Here is a 22,953-nt window from a genome sequence, read left to right as displayed (position 1 = left end):
ACGATCGAATTGCTTCAGGAACTGCGCAGCGTGCCCGCGTCCGCCTGCCGGTCTCGGCTAGCCGAAATGGCTGCCACATTGAGCTCCGCCCACCGACGCAGGGCGGCGACGGGGCCTTGAAGGGACCGACCCAGTTCGGTCAGCGCGTATTCCACTCGGGGAGGAACCTCGCCGAAGACTTCTCTGGTCACCAGCCCATCTGTCACCAGCGACCGCAGGGTCGACGTGAGTACCTTCGGTGTGATCCCACCAATTGCCACCCGAATTTCACTGAAGCGCTTCGGGCCCTCATCGAGGACGCCGATGATGAGGACCGTCCATTTGTCACCGACGCGGTCGAGGACGACTCGGGTCGGACATTCGGGATCGAAGGCATCGCCTTCCCAGGAACTGCTCATACTCATACCCCAATAGTATCTTTGAGGTACTCAATATCCAAAGGGTATCTTTATGGCAACAGCCGCTTCAACGAAAGGACACACCATGAAGATCGCACTATTCGGAGCTTCCGGAATGATCGGATCCCGCGTCTCCAAGGAAGCCGCCGAGCGCGGCCTCGAGGTCACGGCCATCACTCGAACCGGCACTGAGGTCTCCGGAGCCGCAGCGAACCTCCAGGGCGACATGGCAGACGCAGAGTTCGACCGACAGGTCGTCGCCGATCATGACGTCATCGTCTCGACAACTGGCCCCAGCCGCACCGGCGGACCGCACGAAGAGTGGTTGAAAGCTCTCGAGACACTGGCTAAGTCAAGCGGAGACAAGCGCGTCTTCGTCGTCGGCGGTGCCGGATCACTCTTCGTCGGCGACACCATGCTCAAAGACACCGTGGGATTCCCTGAAGCTTATAAGGCTGAATCAGAGACCGGCACGAGGGCGCTCGAGCTGATGCGTTCAGGCAGCTACTCCCCCTGGACTCTGATCTCCCCCGCCCCTGAGATCGGCCCCGGTGAACGTAGCGGAACCTACAAGACCGAACTCGAGACGCCCGCTGGTGATTCGATCTCAGCAGAGGACTTTGCGGTGGCCATGGTTGACGAGATCGTCGGTGCAAAGCACATCGACTCTCGCTTCACCGTCGCGAACTGAGGTACTCGGAGCCAGCCGCACACCCTCTCGGGCTTCGAGCCTCGGGCGCTCTGATTCCACCCCTCGTGAATGAGAAGAACGCCGGGAGTGCAATTGCACTCCCGGCGTTCTTCAGACCTCATCAGGGTTCACATCACGGTGATGACCGGACGCGAATCCTGCACTCAGGCATCAGACCTTAGCGGTTTCCTTCTTAGGAGCCGGCTTTGAGTTGGCGGCCTCGACGAAGTTCTTACGAGGGACATCGAGATCAGCCAGCGGCATGGCGTCGCGGCCGACGATGGCGTTGAGGATCCAGTTGCCGAAGACCTTGACCTTGCGGTCCACTGTCGGGATCGCGTAGCCGTGGTAGGCGCGGTGCATCAGCCAAGCGAGGACGCCGCGGGCTTCGAAGTCGCCCATCTGCGAAACACCCTTGTACAGGCCAAGGCCTGCAACAGTGCCGATGGTCTTGTGGAAGTACTGCTTGAACTCGGTCTCTCCGCGAAGTGCGGCGAGAACGTTGGCAGCCAGCACTGGCGCCTGTCGCACGGCGTGCTGAGCGTTGGGCACGCAGTAGCCACCCACACCGCCACCGGAGAGATCAGGCACGGCAGCGTTGTCACCGGCGGCCCATGCGCCTTCGACCACGCCGTTGTCGCCCTCGACGCGCAGATCGGCGCGCACGGTCACGCGACCGCGTTCATCGAGAGGCAGGTCCGAGTCGACGAGGATCGGGTTGGCCTTGACACCAGCCGACCACACGATGGTGTCTGCGTCGAACTCTTCGCCGCTGGAGAGCTTGATGTGCTTGTCGGTGCAGTCCTGGAGGAAAGTCTCGAGGTACACGTCGATGCCGCGTTCGCGCATGTGCTCCACGACCCAGCGAGCCTGAGCTTCGCCGACCTCGGGCATGACGCGGTCAAGTGCCTCCACGAGGACGAAGCGGACGTCGGCTTCGGTCAGCGTCTCGTACTGAGCCACTGCGGAGCGGACGACGTCTTCGAGCTCGGTGAGGAGTTCGATGCCGGCGAATCCGCCGCCGACGAAGACGAAGGTCAGCGCCTTGCGACGCTCGTCATCATCTTCCATCAGCGAGGCATCGGACAAGCGGCTGAGGAGGTGATCGCGCAGTGCGACGGCTTCCTCAATGCGCTTGAGCGCGATGGCGTTCTCCTTGAGGCCGGGGATCGGCAGAGCGCGCGCCACCGAACCGGCGGCCATGATGATGTGGTCGTAGTCGAGCTCGAACGCTTCGTCATTCTCGGGCTCGACGGTGACGAACTTGTCGCCGTGGTTGATCGAGGTGACCTTCGCGGTGATGACCTCAGCACCGGAGAGATTACGGCGCAACGGCACGACGGCGTGACGTGGTTCGATGGACCCAGCTGCCACCTCAGGGAGGAACGGCAGGTAGGTCATGTAGGGATTGGGATCGACCACGGTCACTGTGGCTTCGCCACGACCGAGGTTCTTCAACAGATTCTGAGCGGTAACGAGACCAAGGTAGCCGCCACCAACGACGAGGATTCGAGGACGCAATTTTGAGTTTCTGATGAGTGCCATATTTCCATCTTAGGCCCTTGTGAAAACTTTCACTAATTGCATCTCGACGCTCCAGCTCAGAGGTTCGGCACCGGGTTCGATCAGCGTCTGCGGCGGATGAAAACCACTGCTGAGAGCAGGAAGAGGACGACTGCGATGAGGCCTCCGGCACCCAGAACCGAGAAGCCCAGCTTGGGCGTGGCCTGAGATGAGACAACGTCCTTGGGCGCGACTGCTTTCGGGTTGTTGTCCTCTGTTGGTGCCGCATTCTCCGTCTCAGCCGAGTCGGACTGCGCACGCCGGTGCATCGTCACCCAGTCGGCCAAAGCATCGGCTGAACTGGGAACAGACTTCGGGACGTCGGCCTTCATCGCGGCCTTCGGATCGAGGCGACCCCAGCCGACGATGGGATCCGGCTTGCCCTTTTTGCTCTGCCCCTTGTGCCCAGGCACAGGCTTGGCCGTCGAGGTCAGCTTGGCGGTGACTTCGTCGGCACTGAGATCAGGGTCTTCAGCCCGGATCAGCGCTGCCACTCCGGAGACGATCGGTGAGGCGAAGGAACATCCCTGTCCCTCTGCGTAGCCGCCCGAGTAGTACGGGATCGGAATGTCTGCCGCCGGCCCCATGAGGTCCACAGCTGTTCCAGGAGCAGTTGACTCGGAGAGAACTCGGTTGTTCTTGCCCAGTCCGCCGACGCCGATGACGCCGGGCACCGTCGACGGCGACCACGCCTGTGTCGCGCCTTGGGAGGCATTGCCGACACAGGCGACGACGACGACGTCCTTCTCATAGGCGTAGGCGAAGGATTCGTCCCAGCTGGAGGGCCAGGCAGGATCGTCCCAGCCCAGCGACATGTTGATGACCTTGGCTCCGGAGTCGACGGCCCAGCGGATTGCCTTGTCGGCCTGCTCACGAGTGGAGCCTGATTCCTTCGGACGGTCGGGGCCCAACCACATCGAGGCAGACAGGATGTCGACGTCGGGTGCGACACCGGTAGGTCCGGCGCCCTGCCCCTGGCCGGCGATGACTCCGGAGACGGCGGTGCCGTGGTGGATCGTCGTCTTGCCGCCGATCGGGGTCTTGCCGTCCTTGTCGAGTCCGCTGAAGTCCTTTGACTTGCTGACCACGCCTTTGAGGTCCTCATGTTTTGTGTTGACGCCGGAATCGATGACGGCGACCTTCACGCCTTTGCCCGTGGACTTCTTCCACATGTCATCGATGCCATATTTCTTGATGTACCACTGTCCGGGACCGGGCTCGGGCGCAGCGAGTGCTGGCTGAGTCGTGCCCATAACCAGTCCCAGCACCAGAGAACCGACGATGGCAAGTTTTGCGGTGCGCCTTCCAGCGCGTGGGCGCTGGGAAGCTGTCGGTGTCCGCGGCGCGGCGGGCTTCACGACTGCGGTCGCGCTAGGTCGAGCGCGGTGCCGTCGAGGATGTCCGTCTCCGAGACCATGATGTCGAGTTCAGCCCCCGCGCTCCTGACTGCGGAGTCGATGCGAGCCGCGATTCGGGCGAACAGCAGTCCCCCCGCTGCGATGACGTCGACGCGTCCGGGGTGCATGTACGGGAGTGCCGCACGAGCCTCACGCCCCATCCGCAGCAGTTCGTTGGCTTCGCCGTCGATGTCGGCCACGCGCAGATGGGTGCCGTGGATGCGTTCGCGCTGGTAGCTGTCGAGGTCGAGGATTCCCGCGGCCAGCGTGGTGACAGTGCCCGCGACTCCGATCATCGTCCGCGGGGCGGCAAGATCGACGATTTCGGCGGCCTTGTCGAGGTTGGCATCGATGTCGTCGATGGCCGCCTGGATCTGCGTCCGGTCGGGGACGTCAACGGACATGTGGCGTTCGGTCAGACGCACGGATCCGATATCCATGCTGACCGCCGAGGTGACGCTTTCGGTGCCGAGGACCAGTTCGGTTGATCCCCCGCCGAGGTCCATGACGAGGAACGGCCCGCTGTCGACACCCTGTCCGACGGTCGCACCGAGGAATGACAGATGAGCCTCTTCGTCACCGGTGATGACGTCGGGCACGACGCCTAAGATGCCGAAGATGCCTGCGGAGAACTCGTCTCGGTTCTTCACGTCACGACTGGCGGAGGTGGCGACGAATCTCAGCTTCTCCGGTGAGTACTCGGCAGCCACCTCGGCGAATTCCCGGGCTGCGGTGAACGTGCGTTCCAAGGCTTCGGGGGCGAACTCACCCGTCGCGTCCACTCCCTGGCCGAGGCGCACGATCCGGGTCTCACGACAGAGCTCGGTCATCTGTCCGTGCGCGTCGACGTCGGCGATGAGCAGACGCAGGGAATTGGTCCCGCAGTCGAAGGCGGCAACTCTCATGAGTCTCTCCTATTCGCTTGCCTCGGCCGAGGCGTTCTCTGTGCCCGCCGGGGTGGGGACGTCGGTCATGAACGAGATTGCGCGATCACCGATCGGGTTGACCCCAGGGCCGGCGGCCAGTGAGTGGCCGACCAGGGCGTGCAGGCATTTCACTCGGTTGGGCATGCCGCCGGCGGAGTAGTCCTTGATCTCCTCCACCTCGGCGAGGCCGGCCGTTTTGCCGATCTCGGATCGCGTCGCGAGGTAAGCGGCATGGGCCTTGGCATAGGAGGCCGCGAGCTCCTCGTCCTCGGCGAGCTCAGCGGACCACTCGGCCATGATCCCCGAAGCCTCGAGACGCGAGCATTCCGTGACGAAGGCGGGATGGGTGAGGTAGAAGGCGGTGGGGAACGGTGTGCCGTCCTCGAGCCTCGGAGCGGTGGCGACGACCAGAGGCTCACCCGATGCGCTGCGGGCGGCAATCCCGACGACGCCGCGCGGAATCCGCCCGAGCTGGTCCTTCAGGATGGCGAAGTCCGCCTCGGTGCACTCTGTGATCATCAGCCCTTCTCCACGGTATTGCCGACCTCTTGAATCGACTCCAGCAACTCAAGGTACCAGGCTTGTTTGCGTTGCGGGCGGTCCGTATCCGAATCGTCACCGCTGATCGCCTCCTGGTTGGTGACGATGACCGCGTTCTTGCCCTCTTCGACGTAGTACTGGTCCTTGCGTGCTTTGCGCTTGATGTATGCGGGGTCCTTGAGGTTCTCGTTCTTCTCCTCCAGTCCCTGAACTTCGGACTTCGTCGATTCGATCTCACTGTTGAGTGCGGCGATCTGCTGTGCCTGCTTGAGTGCCGAATTGATCGAGGGCAGGAAGGTGACGAGCACGATGGCGATCACGAGGAGGAATACTCCCGTCTGCCAGGACAGCTTCCGCTTGCGAGTGCCTTCGGTGGGCTGAGCCTCGACGACCGCTGCAGGGCGTCGACGGGGAGCGGCTCTGCCCGGAGCCGATTTGGGGGCGCTGTTTCTGGGCTTGCTCGGAACCATGTCTCTTTCCTCTGCGACCGGGGATGGGGAAGGCTGTCGCAACATGTCTAAGTCTGCCGTGTCATCATCCGGACTGCGAGGATTTGGGTGTCGTGGCGTGTTCTATTCTCCGAAAGCCCGCATCCGCCAGGCGCCTTCGCTGCCGTCGTGCACCCTTCACGTGTCTTTCACGTTCCAGCCCCGGGCAGTCCCAAAGCGCCCGCTCCAGCCTTCCCAGCCACCCCCAGCTTCCCAGCCGTCCCTGCCGTCTTAGCCGTCCCGTCGTCCCAGCCGCCCACTGCAGCCGCCTGGCCGCTCGGCGCGCAGCCCGCCGCTCGCATCTCCACCCCGTCCGTCGCCCAAGGCTCACGTCCTACTCTTGCGTCTACCTCCTACAACTAGTTCAGCTCCCGGCACTATTGGCTCTAAAACCCCCCGTTGCTGTTGGGTGATTTGGCACTCACAGTGCGGGGTGCAGACGCCGGGGTCCAGAGCTCCGGACGTCAACGCTCCGCAGCTCGCCACTCCCGTTCCAGCTTCCACCTCAAACGGCGCTTATCCACAGAGTTATACACAACTCGAAAGCCATTCGTTGCATTTTACTATATTTTAATGCAGTTTAATGTCATGTACAAAATTATGACCACACAGCAGATCATCCGACTCGGGTTCACCCATGCAGACATTCGGCGGGCCCGAAGTTGCTGCGTACGTCGGTTGTCTCGCGGCGTCTATTCGGTCAGACACGTCTGCTCCAGGGAAGACCACCGGCCGCTGTGGGCGAGCATCGACGAAGGAACGCATTCAGAGTTCACGGAGCACGGAGACATCCGAGATCAGATCGAAGACCTCGACGCCGCAGTCATGGCGCGATGCGAAGTCAGATTCCAGAAGCAGGGACAGCAGGAGCGTCAGGCGGAATCTGCCACCACTGCTGGGGCAACCGCTGCGACCCGAATGTCGTCGGCATCACCCCCGGCCGAGGTGTTCTCGCACATCTCCGCGGCTCTCATCCACGGCCTGCCAATTGCTTACCCTGTCACCCACCAAGTCGAGGTGGTGCGCCCCGGAGTCAATCGCAGGTTCAAGAGCATTCATGTCAGGGGTGTGACAATCCCGAGACATCACCGGCAGGCAGTTCGCGGGACCGAGGTGACGACGCTTGAACGCACGCTCATTGATGTTGCTCGAACGTACAACCCCGATATCTCGGTTTCCATGCTCGACAACGCTTTGCACCGTGGACTGACGACGCGAGAGAAGATCCTCGCGACGCTGGCACAATGTCTGGAGACAAGGAACACCAAGAAGGTTCATCTCGCTCTCGACCTGGCCGATGCCCGCCGCGAGTCCCCTGCCGAGTCGATCGCCGCGGTGAGATTCTTCCAGCACGGATTCGTCGGGTTCGTCCCCCAAGTCGAGTTCGATACGGCCTCATTGCGGTCAAATATTCGCGTCGACTTCTGCCACAGGGCAGCCCGGATGATCGTTGAGATCGATGGACTCGGAAAGCTGTATCTCGGCTCGGGGGTGCCCCGCGACGAACTCGAACGCGAAAGGCGCAGAGAACAATGGCTGCGAGATCAGGGCTGGCGAGTCATCAGAATCAGCTGGAAAGAGCTATTCACGGAGGCGAAGTTCGAAGAGATCAGGCGAATCCTCATGGGCACGAGGTGACTGACCGAGGATGCGCTCGGCAGACGCGGCAGGACCCTCACCCGCAGCCGCATGAACAACCACTGCAGATGTATGAATTGCGCGGGGCAGGCGGAGTTGGTGCGCCCCCAGTGTGTTCTGCGAGGGGCAGGAGGTTTTGTGATCACCAGGAGGCCTGGTTATCGCGGGGAGCTTTTGTTATCGCGGAGAAGTTCGGTGAGCGCTGGGAGTCTGGCACCGATCCCATCAAAGGAGGTCTTGTCGATGAATGCCGCCGAGGCGGGCGCCGGGTGACCATTGATGATCACCTGACGCCCGCCTCGGGGACGAAACCATTCAGCCGCCGAAGCGCGGGAAGGCTCCGCGTCCGGCGTAGCGGGCGGCATCGCCGAGCTGCTCTTCGATGCGCAGCAGCTGGTTGTACTTGGCCACGCGCTCGGACCGTGCCGGAGCACCGGCTTTGATCTGGCCGGCGTTCGTTGCCACGGCCAGGTCGGCGATCGTCGTGTCCTCGGTTTCGCCTGAACGGTGCGAGATCATCGTCGTGTAGCCGTTGGTCTGTGCCAGCGATACCGCATCGAGGGTCTCTGTCAGGGTGCCGATCTGGTTGACCTTGACGAGCAGCGAGTTAGCGGTGCTGGTGTCGATGCCGCGCTGGAGACGCTCGGGGTTCGTCACGAACAGATCGTCGCCGACGAGCTGAACCTTGGAGCCGATGGACTCGGTCAGGGTGGCCCAACCTTCCCAGTCGTTCTCGTCGAGTGGATCTTCGATGGACACCAGCGGGTACTTGGCGAGCAGACCTTCGTAGTATGCGGCCATGTCCTGCGCGGACTTCTTCTCGCCTTCGAACTCGTAGGCACCATCGGAGTAGAACTCGGAAGAGGCCACATCGAGTGCCACCGCGATATCGCGGCCCGGACGGTGCCCGGCCAGTTCGATGGCTTCGAGGATGAGGTCGAGTGCCGCGGCATTGGAATCGAGGTTAGGTGCGAACCCGCCCTCGTCGCCGAGCCCGGTCGACAGTCCGCGCTCCTTGAGCACGCCCTTGAGTGCGTGATAGACCTCGACGCTCCACTGCAGACCCTCGTGGAAGCTTGCCGCGCCGATCGGAGCGATCATGAATTCCTGGATGTCGACGTTGGAATCGGCATGCGATCCACCATTGAGGATGTTCATCATCGGAACGGGCATGACGTGGGCATTCGGTCCACCCAGGTAGCGGTAGAGCGGCAGGTCCGCAGACACCGCGGCCGCACGAGCCACTGCCAGCGAGGTGCCTAGGAGGGCATTGGCGCCCAGGCGGGACTTGTTCTCGGTTCCGTCGAGCTCGATCAGTGCCTGGTCGACCAGACGCTGATCATCGCTTTCGAGACCGACGATGACTTCGTGGATCTCGTCGACGACTGCGTCAACAGCACTGGTGACGCCTTTGCCCAGGTAACGTTCTGGGTCTCCGTCGCGCAACTCGACGGCTTCGAACTCACCGGTGGAGGCACCGGAAGGAACACCAGCACGACCGACGGATTCGTCGGCCAACAGCACTTCCACCTCAACGGTGGGATTTCCCCGGGAATCCAGGATTTCACGGGCGTTTGCGGCAACAATCTCAGCCACTGATTACTCCTTCGCAATTGGTTTCACATGGGGAACATGTGCCTGCAGGACAGCTTAATGCACCGGAGGACCGAGCTCATTCTCAGTCCCGGACGGCCTCTTCCCTGTCAGCAGACGTCAACAGCTGTTCGCGCAGCTTATCCGGGCTCGCCGGATCCATTCCATGCTCGAGCAGATAGGCTTCGACACCGTTCTCGCCATATTCTGCGTCGATGGAGTCGAGGATCTTCGCCATGAGTTCCGGGGGTGCCGCTGTTGCCGTCTCGGCGAGGTTGCCGGAGATGCCGGCGTCGGCGAAGTTCCGGATGATGTTCTCGAGGAATCCTCCCGACAGATGTTGGGAGGTGATCGCGTAGTCCTCGAGGATCTCATGACGCCCGACGCCGAGGAGCGCGAGGATGAAGGCGGCGACCATACCGGTCCTGTCCTTGCCGGCAGAGCAGTGGAAGACGACTCCGCCTTCGCAGCTCTGCGCAACGACGTCGATGGCCTTGGCAAGTCGCGTTCCGAAATGGCTGATCATCAGCTCGTAGATCTTACTCAGCGAGCGATCGGAGAGGTCCATTCCGGTCGCCTCGGCGGCCTTCTGCATCTCCTCGCGGCTGAGCTGCTTCTCAGGAAAGAAATGATCGTCGAAGATGGGCAGCTCGATGTGCTCCACGTCGAGTCCCTCGAGCGCGTCGGGCAGCTTGGATCGTTCCCCGACGTCACGCAGATCGACGACGGTGCTGATGCCGAGTGCTCTGATGTCGGCCCGCGACCTGTCTGTCAGTTGGGCGATACCGTCGGAACGGAAGACCTTCCCCTTTCCGACGCTCGATTCCCCCGCCGAGGTGGGGGATCCTCCGATGTCACGGAAGTTGAATGTGCCTTCGATGTCGATGCGATCCAAGCTCACTGATTCGTGTCTTTCTGCTGTTTCTCTTCTGTCTTGATCCGGCGATATTCGGCCTCGACGTCTTCGAGGGAGGCCATGTGCTCATCACTGGCACCCTCGCCGAAGGCAAGGGGATGACGCCGGATGAGTTTTGCCTCCAGCCCTTCTATGATCATCCCCAGCGTGTGCCCGTAGGCGGCGGAAGCACTCTCGTCCAACAGCGCGGAGTGGAAGAGCACCTGGTAGAAGACATCGCCGAGTTCTTCGACGACGGCGGCCCGGTGGTCCGGATTCGCATCAGCTCGGTAGTCTTCGAGTGCTTCGATGAGCTCCTCGGTCTCCTCGCGCGCATACCTCTCGAGGCTTCCGTGGTCCTGCCGGCTCGACCACGGGCACCGCCGCCGCAGTGTCGCCATCGCCTCGATTGCTCCCTCGGTTCGAGCACCGATGACGCCCGCTGTCTCTGCCTGCTCCACTGTCGTGACACCTTCCGATTCCAGCACCGCTATGACGGTTCGACTCGCTGCTCGACACACTACGAAGGTCGAACAATAAGAATGACCCCCACCGCAGTCGCGATGGGGGTCGAATTCTGCATCACTTGCTGAACTTGTCCTTGACGTCCTTGCCGAGGTCCTTGACCTTCTCGCCGACCTGCTTGGTCTTGCCCTTGAGCTGGTCCGCCGAGCCCTCGGCCTTGAGCTCGTCATCGCCGGTCATGTCGCCGACTGTCTCCTTGGCCTTACCGGAGAATTCTTCAGTCTTGTTGTCGAACTTGTCGTCAAAACCCATGGTGTCTCTCCTTAAGTCTCACGGTACGTCTGTACTCGTATTCGCACTCTACGCCAGGAATAGCGGAAGAATGTGAACTCTCAGAATACGTGCAGATTCATTCTGAGTCGATCAGATCGGTTGAAGCATTACGGCCTCTTCGCATTCAGACCCCGGCCTCAGACGCCGGCTTCGACGACTTCCGAAGCGACGACTGGGACGATCGCGTCGAGGAACTGGTGGGCCCAACGCAGGATGTCGGAATCCGTCATCTCCTTCGCATCGAAGCCGTTTCCGGTCATCGGCTTGGGCACGAGCACCGACCGGATTGCGGGCTTGAGCAAAGACTTCGGGTACAGGCGTTTGAGGCGCACGACCTGCGAATCCTCGAGCTCGAGCGGACCGAAGCGCACGAAGTTGCCTTGGACGACGATGTCGTTGATGCCCGAGGCTTTGGCCCTGATCCGCAGTCTGGCGACATCGGCGAGCACACCCACAGCCTCCGGGTAGGGCCCGTACCGGTCGACGAGTTCGTCGAGGACTTCCTGCAGTTCGCTCTCGTTCGCCGCGGCAGCCAGTTTCCGATAGGCCTCGAGCCGCAGTCGTTCGTGGTCGACGTATTCTGCCGGCAGGTGTGCGTCGACGGGCAGTTCGATGCGCATATCTGCTTCGGGCTCGGTGTCCTCGCCGCGGAAGTTCGCGACGGCCTCCCCCACAAGCCGCACATAGAGATCGAATCCGACCCCTTCGATCTGTCCGGACTGCTGTCCGCCGAGGAGGTTGCCGGCACCGCGGATCTCGAGGTCCTTCATGGCTACCTGCATGCCGGCGCCGAGCTCTGTATGAGCGGCCAACGTCGTCAGACGGTCGTGGGCTGTCTCGGTGAGTGTCGTGTCTGCCGGGTAGAGGAAATAGGCGTAGGCCCGTTCCCTGCCTCGACCGACCCGACCGCGCAGCTGGTGCAGCTGGGAGAGTCCGAAGCGATCAGCGTGATCGATGATGAGCGTGTTGGCGTTGGAGATGTCGATGCCGGTCTCGACGATCGTCGTGCACACGAGCACGTCGAACTTCTTCTCCCAGAAGTCGACGATGACCTGTTCCAGGCGCTGTTCGTTCATCTTTCCGTGGGCAATCGCGATCCTGGCCTCAGGAACGAGTTCGGCGATGTGGCCGGCCACGGATTCGATGTCCTTGACTCTGTTGTGGATGTAGAAGACCTGGCCCTCGCGCATGAGTTCGCGACGGATCGCGGCCTTGATCTGCTTGTCCTCCTTCTTACCCACGTAGGTCAGCACCGGATGGCGCTCCTCGGGCGGGGTGGCCAAGGTCGACATCTCTCGGATGCCGGTCACGGCCATCTCCAGGGTCCTCGGGATCGGCGTTGCCGACATCGCGAGCACGTCGACGTTCGTGCGCATCGCCTTGAGCGTCTCCTTGTGTTCGACGCCGAAGCGCTGCTCCTCGTCGATGATGACCAGGCCCAGGCTCTTGAACCTCACCTCGCCACTGAGCAGTCGGTGCGTGCCGATGACCAGGTCGAGCTTGCCTGCGGCCAGATCTTCGACGACCTTGTCCGATTCCTTCTTCGTCTGGAAGCGAGAGAGCGCACCGACGGTGACAGGGAAGCCCGAGTAGCGTTCGGCGAAGGTTTCGAAGTGCTGCTGGACGAGCAGAGTCGTGGGCACCAGCACAGCGACCTGCTTGCCGTCCTGGATCGCCTTGAATGCCGCTCGGACTGCGATCTCGGTCTTACCGTAGCCGACGTCGCCGCAGATCAGACGGTCCATTGGGACTGCCTTCTCCATATCGCCCTTGACCTCGTCGATGGTCGTGAGCTGGTCGGCGGTCTCCACGTAGTGGAAGGCGTCTTCGAGTTCGCGCTGCCATGGTGTGTCCGGTCCATAGGTGTGGCCGACGGTGGCTTGTCGAGCAGAGTAGAGGCGGACGAGTTCACCGGCGATCTCCTTGACCGCCTTCCTGGCCTTGGCTTTCGTCGTCGACCAGTCGGAGCCGCCCATCTTGTTCAGGGTCGGGCTCTCCCCACCGACGTAGCGGCTGACCTGGTCGAGGGCATCGCTGGGAACGTAAAGTCGGTCGCCGGGCTGGCCGCGTTTGGCCGGGGCGTATTCGACGATGAGGTATTCGCGGGTGTGCTTGTTCGCTCCCTTGCCAGTGGTGCGCTGGGTCATCTCGATGAACTTGCCGACGCCGTGCTGGTCGTGGACGACGAAGTCCCCGGGTGCCAGGTTGAGCGGGTCCACCTGGTTGCGTTTGCGTCGGGTGGGCAGGCGCCGCATGTCCCTCGTCGAGGTGGCTGCCGCGCGACCGAGCACATCGGCTTCGGTGAGCACGGCCAGTTTGAGGTCGTCGAAGACGAATCCGCCGAATGGCGCGGCCGTGGTGACGGTGACCAGAGCATCGGCGATGTCCGTCGGGTCATCGACGAAGGTCGCAGGCACCCCAGCCTCCGAGAACACCTCGACCATCCGCTGGCCCGGTCCCTGCCCCTCGGTGAGCACGAGGATGCGCCACCTGTCATGGATGAGTCCCTTGACATCGGCGAGGATCGCCTCGACGTCACCGGCATATCCCCGAGGAGCGCGCGCCGGAACGGAGAACAGATTCTCCGCAGGTGAGACGAGCTCTTCGTCGGTGGAGAAACCGCCGAGCTCCCACCAGGCCAAGCCGATGAGGCGAGCGCCTTCTTCCATCTCTTCCATGGTCCGGAAAGTCGCTGCGGATAGGTCGATCGGGGATTCGCCGCCGGCTGCGGCTCCTGACCATGCGGCTTCGAGGAATTCGTTCGTCGTTACGACGAGGTCGGCGGCCCTGGCGTGGACACGTTCGGGTTCGGTGATGATGATCTTCGTGGATTCGGGCAGCAACGCGATGATCGGCTCCATGCCGTCTGCCAGCACTGCCGAGAGTGATTCCATGCCTTCGACGGCGATTCCACCGGCGATCTTGTCGAGCATGTCCGTTGCTGCCGGCAACGTCTGCGACAGCGTGGCCGCTCGCTCCCGGATTGAGTCGGTGAGCAGGAGCTCCCGGCAGGGTGGAGCCGAGAGCTTCAGCGGTTCGGCCTCCGCCTCGGCGGGAATGGATCTCTGGTCGCTGACGGAGAACTCGCGGATCTCATCGATCTCGTCGCCGAAGAATTCGATGCGCAGGGCATGATCCTCCGTCGGAGGGAAGATATCGACGATGCCACCGCGGACGGCGAATTCGCCTCGCCGGGAGACCATGTCCACGCGTGAGTACGCAAGTTCTGTCAGGCGGTGGGACAGCTGGTCGATCTCGTATTCGTCGCCGACGGCCAACTCCACCGGCTCGATGTCGCCGAGCCCCTTGACCAGCGGCTGCAGGAATGCGCGGACCGGGGCGATGATGAAAGCCAGGTGCCGGTTCGGGCTCGGGTGGGCCAGGCGGCGCAGGATCTGCAGACGCTGCCCGACGGTGTCAGACCGAGGTGAGAGCTTTTCGTGTGGGAGGGTCTCCCAACTGGGGAAGATCGCGATCGAATCCTCGGGCACCCAGTCCGCCAGGGCCCGGGCCAGGTCTTCAGCCTCACGAGTGGTGGCCGTGACGATGAGCTGCGGTGCCGAGGTGGACGGATCGTTGTCGCCCGACACCAGCGTTCGGCGCAGGATCGATGGCCACAGACCTCTGATCGCATCGATCGTCCCACCTGCTGTCTCCGGGTCGTTGAACGCTCCGACGAGGTCAGTGATGGTGGAGTTCTGGCGTGTGAGATCGAGTCCGTTGAGCACCATGCAATTCTAAGCCACCGGCATGACACGAGAAACGGCGGCGACCGTACTCTGACCACTCTTCGTGGAAACGTGTGAAGATGAGGTCATGTCCTACCGCACTCTGTTCGCAACTGTGGCGGCCGCAACGCTGTTCCTGGCAGGATGCACCGCGGAAGAGGAAGTCCCCCAACCCGAACGTTGGGACTTCCACACCAGGCCCGACTTGAACCCGCCGAAGATCGACATCGACGTCAGCTCACAGCAGCCCGAGGACGACAATGAACTCGAGACATTCCTCGCCCCGAAGGGACAGACCGCCGATGACGGGGAGTCCTGGGTCGGCGGACTCATCCTCGCCCCAGACGGAGAGCCGGTCTGGATCCGACAGGGATCGGGCCAGATGTGGGACCTGCGGGTTCAGGAGTACAGGAACGAGCCCGTCCTCACCTGGTGGGAGGGATTGGCAGAAACGCCCGAGACAGCCGGCGAGGTCGTCATGCTCGACGACAGCTACAACGAGATCGCACGTGTCGGCATGGGAGGGGACCTCGCCCACAAGACCGCCGATCTGCACGAGACGACGATCACAGACGACGAGACGATGCTCCTCCTGTCCTATATCAAGACCCAGACGGATCTCAGATCCGTCGGCGGCCCGAAGGACGGCTGGGCCTGGGAAGGAGTGGTCCAGGAGGTCGACATCGCCTCCGGTGAACCCGTTGTCGAATGGCGATCACTCGACGACATTCCCGTCGACCAGACGCAGTCGAAGCTCAAGGACGGCGAAGGCACCGAGGAGGAGCCCTTCGACTACATCCATCTGAACTCGGCGTCCGTCGATGACGATGGTGATTCGCTGCTCGTCTCCGCCCGCAACACACATGCGATCTATCAGCTCGATCGGAAGAGCGCCGACGTGAACTGGGTGCTGGGCGGGTCTGCCAGCGACTTCGAGATGGGCGAGGGTGCTGCCTTCGCTTGGCAGCATGACGCCGTCCGCCGCGACGACGGCAAGATCACCCTCTTCGATAACCATGCTGCGCCCCGCCTCGGCGATTCCAGAGGTCTGCGCCTCGACGTCGATGAGGGAGCGCAGAAGGTCAGCGTCGACACCGAGTACCCGGCCCCCGATGACCGCTCATCGGGAAGCCAGGGCAATCTGCAGGAACTCGACAACGGCAATGTGGTCATCGGCTGGGGCTCCGAACCGTATTTTTCGGAGTTCACCAACGATGGCAAGCTGCTCTACGATGCCACTTTCACAGGCGGATCGAACTACCGGGCCTATCGCTTCGACTGGCAGGCGACTCCGTCAGCACCGCCCACCGCGACGAGATCTGAGCCTGGTGAGGGCATCACACGAGTGCACATGAGCTGGAACGGAGCCAGCGACGTCGCCGCCTGGCGCATCCTCAGCGGCGACAGCGAGGAGCAGCTCGAGGAGACCGCAGTCGTCGATCGCACGGGGTTTGAAACTGCGGCCGACATCACCCCCGCCGGCTCCCGGATCGTCGTCGAGGCTGTAAACGAGGACAAGGAGCGCATCGGAAGCACGATCGTGGACTGAGGCACCGGAGATCTCAAGACTGTAACGGGACTAACGGATCGGACACGATTGCCCACAGGCCCCGGTTCTTCGGGGTTCTCCAAGCTTCATCACCGACAATTGAGACATGAGTTCCAACCAATCCCCTCGCTTCACCCCCGAAGAATCCCAGTTTATCTTCGGCAATGGTTCAACAGCCCCCGATTCGTCCAGGTCAGGCGGCCGCCCACCCGCAGGCCAGCCCGAAGTCGCCAATCTGCGGACCACTGTCAGCCGCGATCACCGGCTCTCGCGCTTCGTCCCTGTCCTCATCCTGCTGGCGATCATGTGGGCCATTGAGATCGTCGACACCATCCTGCCAGTCGATCTCGACATGTTCAGCCTCGCGTCCTGGACTCCGCTGTCCCTCTACGGAGTGGTGACGTCTCCCCTCCTGCACTCGGGATTCGGACACCTCATGGCCAACACGTTCCCATTCCTCATCCTCGGGCTGTGCATCGCCGTCGAGGGGGCACGCCGCTTCTGGCTCGTCACCGTCATAACTGCCGTCGTATCCGGGCTCGGCGCCTGGCTGACGACATTTCCTGTGGGCCAGCACGTCGTCGGCGCCTCGGGCATCGTGTTCGGCTTCTTCGCCTACCTGGCGGTGCGCACCTGGTTCACCGAGGATGTGCTCCGCAAGATCGTGTACTTCGCCATCGGGTTCTTCGTCTTCATCACCTACGGCGCATCGATGATCTTCGGACTGCTGCCGCAGGATAACGGGATCTCCTGGCAGGGGCATCTGTTCGGCTTCGCCGGCGGCATCCTCGCCGCCTGGCTCATCCACCGCAAGCGTCCGGGCTCCGCGGCGCAGAAACGACCTGCCTCCAAGCAGTGACCTGTCTCTCAGCGGTGACCGCCATTCTCATTTCGAGTGGTATTTGAGCTGAACCTTCTCGAGGCCGTCGACGATGTACGTCTCGACGGCGTCTGCGATATCCGAGATGAAGATCGGCAGCGTGGCGCGTTCGTCCTTGGAGAAGGGCCCCAGAACGTAGTCTGCGGTGTCCTGACGTCCCATGGGCCGGCCGACGCCGGCGCGGATACGGGGATAGTTCTTCGTCCCCAGCGCCGAGGTCATCGATCGCAGTCCGTTGTGTCCGCCCTCTCCGCCGCCGACCTTGGCCTTGATCGTGTCGAAGGCGATGTCCACATCGTCGTGGACGGCGATGATCCGGTCGGTGTCGATCGAGTAGAAGTCGGCGAGCTGCCTGACCGGCCCACCTGATTCGTTCATATACCCCGTCGATGTCGCGAGCACCACCCGCGGCCCAGGAATTCCGGGAACTGAACCTGTGGGAAGTCGAGATGTGCCGACATTGGCGCGCAGTTTGGTGCGTGTCAGATTGACGCCGATGCGATGTGCGAGTTCGGCAACGACCATCTGCCCGATGTTGTGTCTCGTCGATTCGTAATTAGGGCCGGGGTTGCCCAAGCCGAAGACCAGCCAAGCTTCGTTCGTCATCGTCGTCCTTCGCTCATTCTCTCTCGCTGCTCATCGAGATCACCCGATCACCCAGGGACTCTTGCACCCTATGTGCTCTCAGAACGAATTCGGTGGGCCGTCTCTTCAACGACCCACCGAATTCACACCTCAGGCTGCGCCCAGAAGCTGCGCGCAGACGGAAGAAGTCGAGGTCACGCGTCCTCGGACTTCTCCTCTGCTGCATCCTCGGTCGACTCTTCGGTCGACTCTTCTTCGGTCTCGCCTGCATCCGACTCGGTGTCCATCTCGGCCTCTTCCGAGACGTTGACGACGAGAAGTTCGGGATCAGCAGCGAGTTCGACGCCCGAAGCCAGTTCCACCTGTCCGGCCAGAACGTGCTCGCCGGCGGCGCGCCCGTCGATGGTGACCTCGATGTACTCAGGCAGCTTGGTGGCGTCTGCCTTGATGAGAATCGTCGACTCTTCCTGCTGCACCATGGTGCCGGGAGCGGATTCGCCGATGATGTGGACAGGAACGTCGACCTCGACCTTTTCGCCGCGCTTGACGATGATGAGGTCAAGGTGCTCGATCTGACGGGTGACCGGGTCGGTCTGCACGTCGCGAGCAATTGCGAGAACGTTCTTGGCACCGTCGGTGCTTTCGATCTCGAAGAGGGCGTTGGCGTGCTTGAGGGCCATCATGGTGGCGTGGCCGTCGATCGAGATGTGCACAGGATCTCCGCCGTGTCCGTAGACGACTGCAGGGATGCGTCCTGCGCGACGGGTCCGGCGGGCAGCGCCCTTGCCGAATTCATTGCGGGGTTCGGCGATGAGTTTGAAGTCAGCCATTTTCTCTCCTTCGTGGTGAACTTATCTTGCAAGCACCACGGCGAAACAGCCTTCAACCGCACTGTCGCTGTCTCAATTCGGCCCCGAAGGGCCAGTCAGCACTGTGGGTCAGGACCGCGTCGATAACGGAAACATGTGTTTCCCTCGCCGAGGCAACCCTACGATTCTATGCCACCGTCGTCGGTGGCGCCAAGTCGGGCGGTCACAGCCTCGGCGCAGGCGTCGATGCCTGTCTCCGTGAGCAGGATGTCGTAATGGTTCGTACCGGGCACCTCGACGACGGTCAGATCCTCCCACCGCCGCTGGTAGGAGACGACAAGTTCCGGTGGGTAGAGACCAGGCTCGGATGCGATGAGGTCACGCTCGGCGAAGAGGAACGTCACGTCGGCCTGGCGCCGCTGGCTGCTCATGATCTGGGCGAGTGCGTTCCGGAAGGCACCGCCGGTGTACATGTCCGCCGAGTCGGCCTGCATCGCCTCGATCGACGTCGAGGGCTGGAAGCTGTGATCGTCTTTGGCCGCGAGATCGTAGACGAAGCTCTCCGTGGCCACGGTGTCGAGGCCGTCGACGAAGGCAGGATGAGCGGCGAAGAATGCGAGGTACTCTTCGACCGACCCGAATGACATCGACAGCCGTTCGGACGCGGGGCCGAGTACCGCGGCGATGAGGTCATCGGTGTCGAGATCGTGGTCGTTGAGATCATCGAGCGCCCCGGTGACCTCGTCTTCCCCGACCTGCGGCATCGGCAGGGGAAGTCCACCGTCGATGAGTACGGGGCCACGGAAACGATCGGCCACCTCGGCGTCGGAATCGACACCTGCGCCCATACCGGCCAAGGTCATGGCGACGAAACCGCCCATGGAATGTCCGACCAGAGTGACCGGCCCAGGCTCGGCGAAGGTGTCGATGGCGACGAGGACGTCTTCGGCATGGGCCCTCATCCCGAACGGTCCGCCCAGCAGACGGGAGTCAGCACGTCCGCGCAGGTCGGGCCCGATGATGCGCACACCGGGAAGTGCTGCGACCAGACCGGCGAAGAACAGATGATTCGAGGTGATGCCGTGGATGACGCAGATGGTGGGAACACGGCCCGGCCCGTAGGCCACAGGCTCCCAGACACCGACGGACAGTTCACCGCCGGAGACGCTGACCCGGTACCGGTTGTAATCATGGGACGACATCGTCACTGTTCCCTTCACTCGGTTGTCTCCAGTGTAGAGCGTCGGTCGAGTCCCGGGCAGGCGATGCTTTCGATGAGACAGATCGAACCCCGAGCCGAAAGATCGGCTCGGAGTTCGATTCAGATAAAACTATCGCAGAAGGTGGCTCAGACCTCGAAGAGGCTGGTGACCGATCCGTCTTCGAAGACCTCGTGCACGGCGCGGGCGATCAGCGGAGCGATCGAGAGCACGGTGAGCTTGTCGAACATCTTGTCCTCAGTCAGCGGCAGCGTGTTCGTCACGATGACCTCCTGCGCCACGGAGTTCGACAGGCGTTCGACGGCAGGTCCGGAGAACACTGCGTGTGTCGAGACGACGATGACTCCGGTGGCTCCGGCGGCCATGCAGGCGTCGGCGGCTTGGACTATGGTCCCGCCTGTGTCGATCATGTCATCGACGAGGACACAGGTGCGGCCCTCGACCTCACCGACGACACGGTTGGCCTTGGTCTCATTCGGACGTGTGATGTCACGAGTCTTGTGGATGAACGCCAGCGGCACTCCGCCCAGGGCGTTCGACCAGTTCTCGGCGACCTTGATGCGGCCGGCGTCTGGTGAGACCACTGCCAGTTCGGTCGGGTACTTGTCCTTGACGTAGCCGGCGAGGATCGGCATCGCGATGAGATGGTCGACCGGTCCGTCGAAGTAGCCCTGGATCTGCGCGGTGTGCAGGTCCACTGTGATGATGCGGTCAGCACCGGCCGTCTTGTACAGATCAGCCACGAGGCGAGCCGAGATGGGCTCACGTCCGCGATGCTTCTTGTCCTGCCTCGCGTAGGGGAAGAACGGTGCGATGACCGTGATCCGCTTGGCCGAGGCACGTTTGAGTGCGTCGACCATGATGAGCTGTTCCATCAGCCATTCGTTGATCGGTGCACAGTGCGACTGGAGGACGAAGACGTCACAGCCGCGGACCGATTCGGAGAACCGGACGTAGATCTCTCCATTGGCAAAGTTGTAAATGTCAGTGGGGAGAAGTTCCGTCCCCAGGTTCTCAGCGACTTGCTCAGCGAGCTCATTGTTCGCGCGCCCGCTGACCAGGACGAGCTTCTTTTCGCCCGCCGTCGTAATTTCATTCACTTGCCGGTTCCCCTTCAGATGCGGCCTCGGCTGCCTGCGCTGCAGGTGTGCCGGGGCGGTTGCTGACGACCCAGCCCTCCAGGTTACGCTGTGGCGCCACGGTTATGGCAAGCGCTCCCGCAGGGACATCTTTGCGCACTGTTGTGCTCGCACCGGAGTAGGCGCCGTCGCCTACCGTGACAGGGGCAACATACATGTTGTCCGAGCCCATTCGTGCGTGCTTTCCGACGACGGTGCGGTGCTTGTTGACACCGTCGTAGTTGACGAAGACCGATGCGGCACCGATGTTGGAGCCCTCACCGATCTCAGCATCGCCGACGTAGGACAGGTGCGGCACCTTCGCGCCCCGTCCGATGTCAGCGTTCTTCGTCTCCACGAAGGTGCCGATCTTTCCATCCTCGCCGAGGTTGGTCCCAGGACGCAGGTACGCGAAAGGTCCGACTTTGGCGCAGGCTCCCACGACGGCCAGTTCCGAATGAGTGCGCACCACCTGTGCCCCGGCACCCACCTCGGTGTCCTTGAGAGTTGAGTCGGGGCCGACGACGGCACCGGCGCCGATGTCGGTGGCACCCAGGAGCTGGACTCCGGGAAGGATCGTGACGTCCTCACCCAGGGATACGTCCATGTCGATCCACGTGGTGTCGGGGTCGATGATGCTCACACCGGCACGCATCCACTTCTCGCAGACTCGGCGGTTGAGCTCCTTGCCGAGGTTGGCCAGCTGCACACGGTCGTTGGCGCCCTCGACCTGCCACAGATCCTGGGTGGCGGTGGCAGCGACGGACTGACCAGCCTCACGAGAGAATCCGATGACGTCGGTGAGGTACTTCTCACCCTGCGCATTATCCGTGGTCAGTGAGGCGAGACCGTCCCTCAGCGCTGAGGCGTCGAAGGCGTAGATGCCGGAGTTGATCTCCCGGATGCTGCGCTGGTCATCGCTGGCATCCTTCTGCTCGACGATGCGCAGCAGGCCTCCGGAGGCGTCGCGGACGATGCGTCCGTAGCCGTTGGGATCGTCCACCTCGGCGGACAGGACCGTCACGGCATTGTGCGAGGACTCGTGGACCTCGACGAGGCTGTTGATCGTGTCAGCAGTCAACAGGGGCACGTCTCCATAGGTCACGACCACGGTGCCGGAGAGATCGTCGGGCAACTGGGTCAGCGCACATTCGGTTGCGCGGCCGGTGCCGGGAATCTCATCCTGATCGGCGATGAGCACAGTCTGCGTCGAACTGATCGGCAGTGAGTCCAGATGGGAGACGAGCTGGTCGCGTTCGTGCCTGACGACGACGACGAGGTGTTCGGGAGTGGCCCCTGCCGCTGCCGCGATCGAGTGGTGGAGCAGGGAACGACCGCCGATCGGATGCAGCACCTTCGGCAGGGTCGACTTCATACGGGTGCCCTGGCCAGCGGCCAGAACGATGACGGCGATGGGTCTTGTCTGCGACATGTGTTGGATCCTTCGCAAGTCGGATTGGGCCAGCTCCGCCCATAGGATTCGAACCTATACCACACGGCTCCAAAGGCCGGCGTGCTGCCATTACACCAGGGCGGAACAGCGTGCACCAGTTGAGGGCCCGCGCTCACGAGACACCATCATGCCACTACGATGAACCGTATGGAAATTCTTCGCGAGATTCTAGTAGCCCTGCATCTGATCGGAATGGCGATCATTGTGGGCGGATATTTCGCCCTCATCCGCTCTCCCAAAGTTGCTCCCGGCATGCTGCACGGCGCCTACCTTCAGCTGATCACCGGGCTTCTGCTGATGGGGTTGGCAGAGATGGGCGATGACGAAGTCAACCACATGAAGCTCGGCATCAAGCTCCTCATTGCGATTCTCGTCACCGTCTTCGCATTCATCGGCATTAAGAAGCAGAAGGCCTTCGCCTCCGCTCCGGCTGCGGGGGCCTCCCCGGCTGGAGGCGACGCCGACACAGCCGTGTCGACAGCGGTGAAGAATCCCTCGGCGACGCTGGCTCACCTGGTCTTCGCCGGCGCGATCATCAACGTGCTGGTGGCCGTCTTCGTCCACTGAGGTTCTCGCCCCAGACGGGTCCGGCTCCGCTGGCGACCCGTGCAGTTGGTCAAGGTCGCCGGCGGGAGCTTTTTCTCTGCCTATCCCACTGGCCTTTTCTCTGCGTCAGTCGCTGAC

21 protein-coding genes and 1 tRNA gene are annotated in these 22,953 nt (G+C 62.4%); 5 read left to right on the top strand and 17 right to left on the bottom strand.

Features of this window, described 5'->3' with window-relative positions; all coding sequences use genetic code 11:
* Positions 1 to 14 precede the first annotated feature (14 nt).
* On the bottom strand, positions 15 to 404 hold the full coding sequence (locus FO013_RS02700; RefSeq protein ID WP_143921053.1) for a winged helix-turn-helix transcriptional regulator: 390 nt from the start codon (positions 402 to 404) through the stop codon (positions 15 to 17).
* 79 nt (positions 405 to 483) lie between these two features.
* On the opposite strand from FO013_RS02700, the gene FO013_RS02695 reads away from it, so the two are divergent.
* The gene (locus tag FO013_RS02695) at positions 484 to 1,089 is read left to right on the top strand and encodes an NAD(P)-dependent oxidoreductase (protein WP_143921052.1); all 606 of its coding nucleotides are present in this window, start codon (positions 484 to 486) and stop codon (positions 1,087 to 1,089) included.
* A gap of 171 nt (positions 1,090 to 1,260) precedes the next feature.
* Here FO013_RS02695 and FO013_RS02690 read toward each other — a convergent pair whose 3' ends face one another.
* The 5 genes from FO013_RS02690 to FO013_RS02670 all read right to left on the bottom strand — a co-directional run bounded on the left by FO013_RS02690 (position 1,261) and on the right by FO013_RS02670 (position 5,985).
* Positions 1,261 to 2,634: an NAD(P)/FAD-dependent oxidoreductase gene (locus FO013_RS02690; protein ID WP_143921051.1), complete on the bottom strand. Its 1,374-nt coding sequence runs from the start codon at positions 2,632 to 2,634 to the stop codon at positions 1,261 to 1,263.
* 80 nt (positions 2,635 to 2,714) lie between these two features.
* Positions 2,715 to 3,905: a S8 family peptidase gene (locus tag FO013_RS02685; protein WP_260847939.1), complete on the bottom strand. Its 1,191-nt coding sequence runs from the start codon at positions 3,903 to 3,905 to the stop codon at positions 2,715 to 2,717.
* A 101-nt stretch (positions 3,906 to 4,006) separates the two neighbouring features.
* Positions 4,007 to 4,954 carry a Ppx/GppA phosphatase family protein gene (locus tag FO013_RS02680; RefSeq protein WP_143921049.1) on the bottom strand — a complete coding sequence of 316 codons (948 nt, stop codon included), beginning with the start codon at positions 4,952 to 4,954 and terminating at the stop codon, positions 4,007 to 4,009.
* A gap of 9 nt (positions 4,955 to 4,963) precedes the next feature.
* Complete coding sequence (locus tag FO013_RS02675; RefSeq protein ID WP_143921048.1) at positions 4,964 to 5,494, bottom strand: DUF501 domain-containing protein; 531 nt, start codon at positions 5,492 to 5,494, stop codon at positions 4,964 to 4,966.
* The gene (locus tag FO013_RS02670; RefSeq protein ID WP_143921047.1) at positions 5,494 to 5,985 is read right to left on the bottom strand and encodes an FtsB family cell division protein; all 492 of its coding nucleotides are present in this window, start codon (positions 5,983 to 5,985) and stop codon (positions 5,494 to 5,496) included. The genes FO013_RS02675 and FO013_RS02670 overlap by 1 nt, the downstream gene beginning before the upstream one ends.
* A 591-nt stretch (positions 5,986 to 6,576) precedes the next feature.
* Between FO013_RS02670 and FO013_RS02665 the strand changes: the two genes are divergently transcribed.
* Positions 6,577 to 7,641 carry an endonuclease domain-containing protein gene (locus tag FO013_RS02665; protein ID WP_260847938.1) on the top strand — a complete coding sequence of 355 codons (1,065 nt, stop codon included), beginning with the start codon at positions 6,577 to 6,579 and terminating at the stop codon, positions 7,639 to 7,641.
* A 315-nt stretch (positions 7,642 to 7,956) separates the two neighbouring features.
* Here FO013_RS02665 and eno read toward each other — a convergent pair whose 3' ends face one another.
* The 5 genes from eno to mfd all read right to left on the bottom strand — a co-directional run bounded on the left by eno (position 7,957) and on the right by mfd (position 14,658).
* Complete coding sequence (eno, locus tag FO013_RS02660) at positions 7,957 to 9,237, bottom strand: phosphopyruvate hydratase (RefSeq protein WP_143921046.1); 1,281 nt, start codon at positions 9,235 to 9,237, stop codon at positions 7,957 to 7,959.
* 82 nt (positions 9,238 to 9,319) lie between these two features.
* On the bottom strand, positions 9,320 to 10,135 hold the full coding sequence (locus FO013_RS02655) for a tyrosine-protein phosphatase (protein WP_143921045.1): 816 nt from the start codon (positions 10,133 to 10,135) through the stop codon (positions 9,320 to 9,322).
* Positions 10,132 to 10,590, bottom strand: coding sequence for a MazG nucleotide pyrophosphohydrolase domain-containing protein (locus FO013_RS02650; RefSeq protein WP_260847937.1), 459 nt, complete (start codon positions 10,588 to 10,590; stop codon positions 10,132 to 10,134). Before FO013_RS02650 ends, FO013_RS02655 begins: the two co-directional genes overlap by 4 nt.
* Before the next feature lie 121 nt (positions 10,591 to 10,711).
* Positions 10,712 to 10,906: a CsbD family protein gene (locus FO013_RS02645; protein WP_143921044.1), complete on the bottom strand. Its 195-nt coding sequence runs from the start codon at positions 10,904 to 10,906 to the stop codon at positions 10,712 to 10,714.
* A 158-nt stretch (positions 10,907 to 11,064) separates the two neighbouring features.
* The gene (gene mfd, locus FO013_RS02640; RefSeq protein ID WP_143921043.1) at positions 11,065 to 14,658 is read right to left on the bottom strand and encodes a transcription-repair coupling factor; all 3,594 of its coding nucleotides are present in this window, start codon (positions 14,656 to 14,658) and stop codon (positions 11,065 to 11,067) included.
* An 85-nt stretch (positions 14,659 to 14,743) separates the two neighbouring features.
* Here mfd and FO013_RS02635 point away from each other — a divergent pair, with 85 nt between their 5' ends.
* Both FO013_RS02635 and FO013_RS02630 read left to right on the top strand, forming a co-directional pair.
* The gene (locus tag FO013_RS02635) at positions 14,744 to 16,204 is read left to right on the top strand and encodes an arylsulfotransferase family protein (protein WP_143921042.1); all 1,461 of its coding nucleotides are present in this window, start codon (positions 14,744 to 14,746) and stop codon (positions 16,202 to 16,204) included.
* A gap of 106 nt (positions 16,205 to 16,310) precedes the next feature.
* Positions 16,311 to 17,063 carry a rhomboid family intramembrane serine protease gene (locus FO013_RS02630; RefSeq protein WP_143921041.1) on the top strand — a complete coding sequence of 251 codons (753 nt, stop codon included), beginning with the start codon at positions 16,311 to 16,313 and terminating at the stop codon, positions 17,061 to 17,063.
* Between the two features lie 27 nt (positions 17,064 to 17,090).
* On the opposite strand, the gene pth is transcribed toward FO013_RS02630, so the two are convergent.
* The 6 genes from pth to FO013_RS02600 all read right to left on the bottom strand — a co-directional run bounded on the left by pth (position 17,091) and on the right by FO013_RS02600 (position 22,353).
* Positions 17,091 to 17,690 (bottom strand): aminoacyl-tRNA hydrolase, encoded by a 600-nt coding sequence (gene pth, locus FO013_RS02625; RefSeq protein WP_143921040.1) that lies wholly within the window; start codon positions 17,688 to 17,690, stop codon positions 17,091 to 17,093.
* A gap of 173 nt (positions 17,691 to 17,863) precedes the next feature.
* A complete protein-coding gene (locus FO013_RS02620; RefSeq protein ID WP_143921039.1) occupies positions 17,864 to 18,499 on the bottom strand; it encodes a 50S ribosomal protein L25/general stress protein Ctc in 636 nt (211 codons plus the stop codon).
* 158 nt (positions 18,500 to 18,657) lie between these two features.
* Positions 18,658 to 19,698 carry an alpha/beta fold hydrolase gene (locus FO013_RS02615; RefSeq protein WP_143921038.1) on the bottom strand — a complete coding sequence of 347 codons (1,041 nt, stop codon included), beginning with the start codon at positions 19,696 to 19,698 and terminating at the stop codon, positions 18,658 to 18,660.
* 128 nt (positions 19,699 to 19,826) lie between these two features.
* Positions 19,827 to 20,798, bottom strand: coding sequence for a ribose-phosphate diphosphokinase (locus FO013_RS02610; protein ID WP_143921037.1), 972 nt, complete (start codon positions 20,796 to 20,798; stop codon positions 19,827 to 19,829).
* Entirely contained in the window at positions 20,791 to 22,248 is a 1,458-nt protein-coding gene (gene glmU / locus FO013_RS02605) for a bifunctional UDP-N-acetylglucosamine diphosphorylase/glucosamine-1-phosphate N-acetyltransferase GlmU (protein ID WP_143921036.1), read from the bottom strand. Before glmU ends, FO013_RS02610 begins: the two co-directional genes overlap by 8 nt.
* A gap of 33 nt (positions 22,249 to 22,281) precedes the next feature.
* Positions 22,282 to 22,353: transfer RNA gene (locus FO013_RS02600), tRNA-Gln, on the bottom strand.
* 63 nt (positions 22,354 to 22,416) lie between these two features.
* Between FO013_RS02600 and FO013_RS02595 the strand changes: the two genes are divergently transcribed.
* A complete protein-coding gene (locus FO013_RS02595; protein ID WP_143921035.1) occupies positions 22,417 to 22,836 on the top strand; it encodes a hypothetical protein in 420 nt (139 codons plus the stop codon).
* Positions 22,837 to 22,953 lie beyond the last annotated feature (117 nt).

Source organism: Brevibacterium aurantiacum (assembly GCF_007558825.1).
GTDB classification, from domain to species: domain Bacteria; phylum Actinomycetota; class Actinomycetes; order Actinomycetales; family Brevibacteriaceae; genus Brevibacterium; species Brevibacterium aurantiacum_A.
Note: the sequence above shows the minus strand (reverse complement) of the source record. Positions and strands in the feature narration are given on the sequence as shown.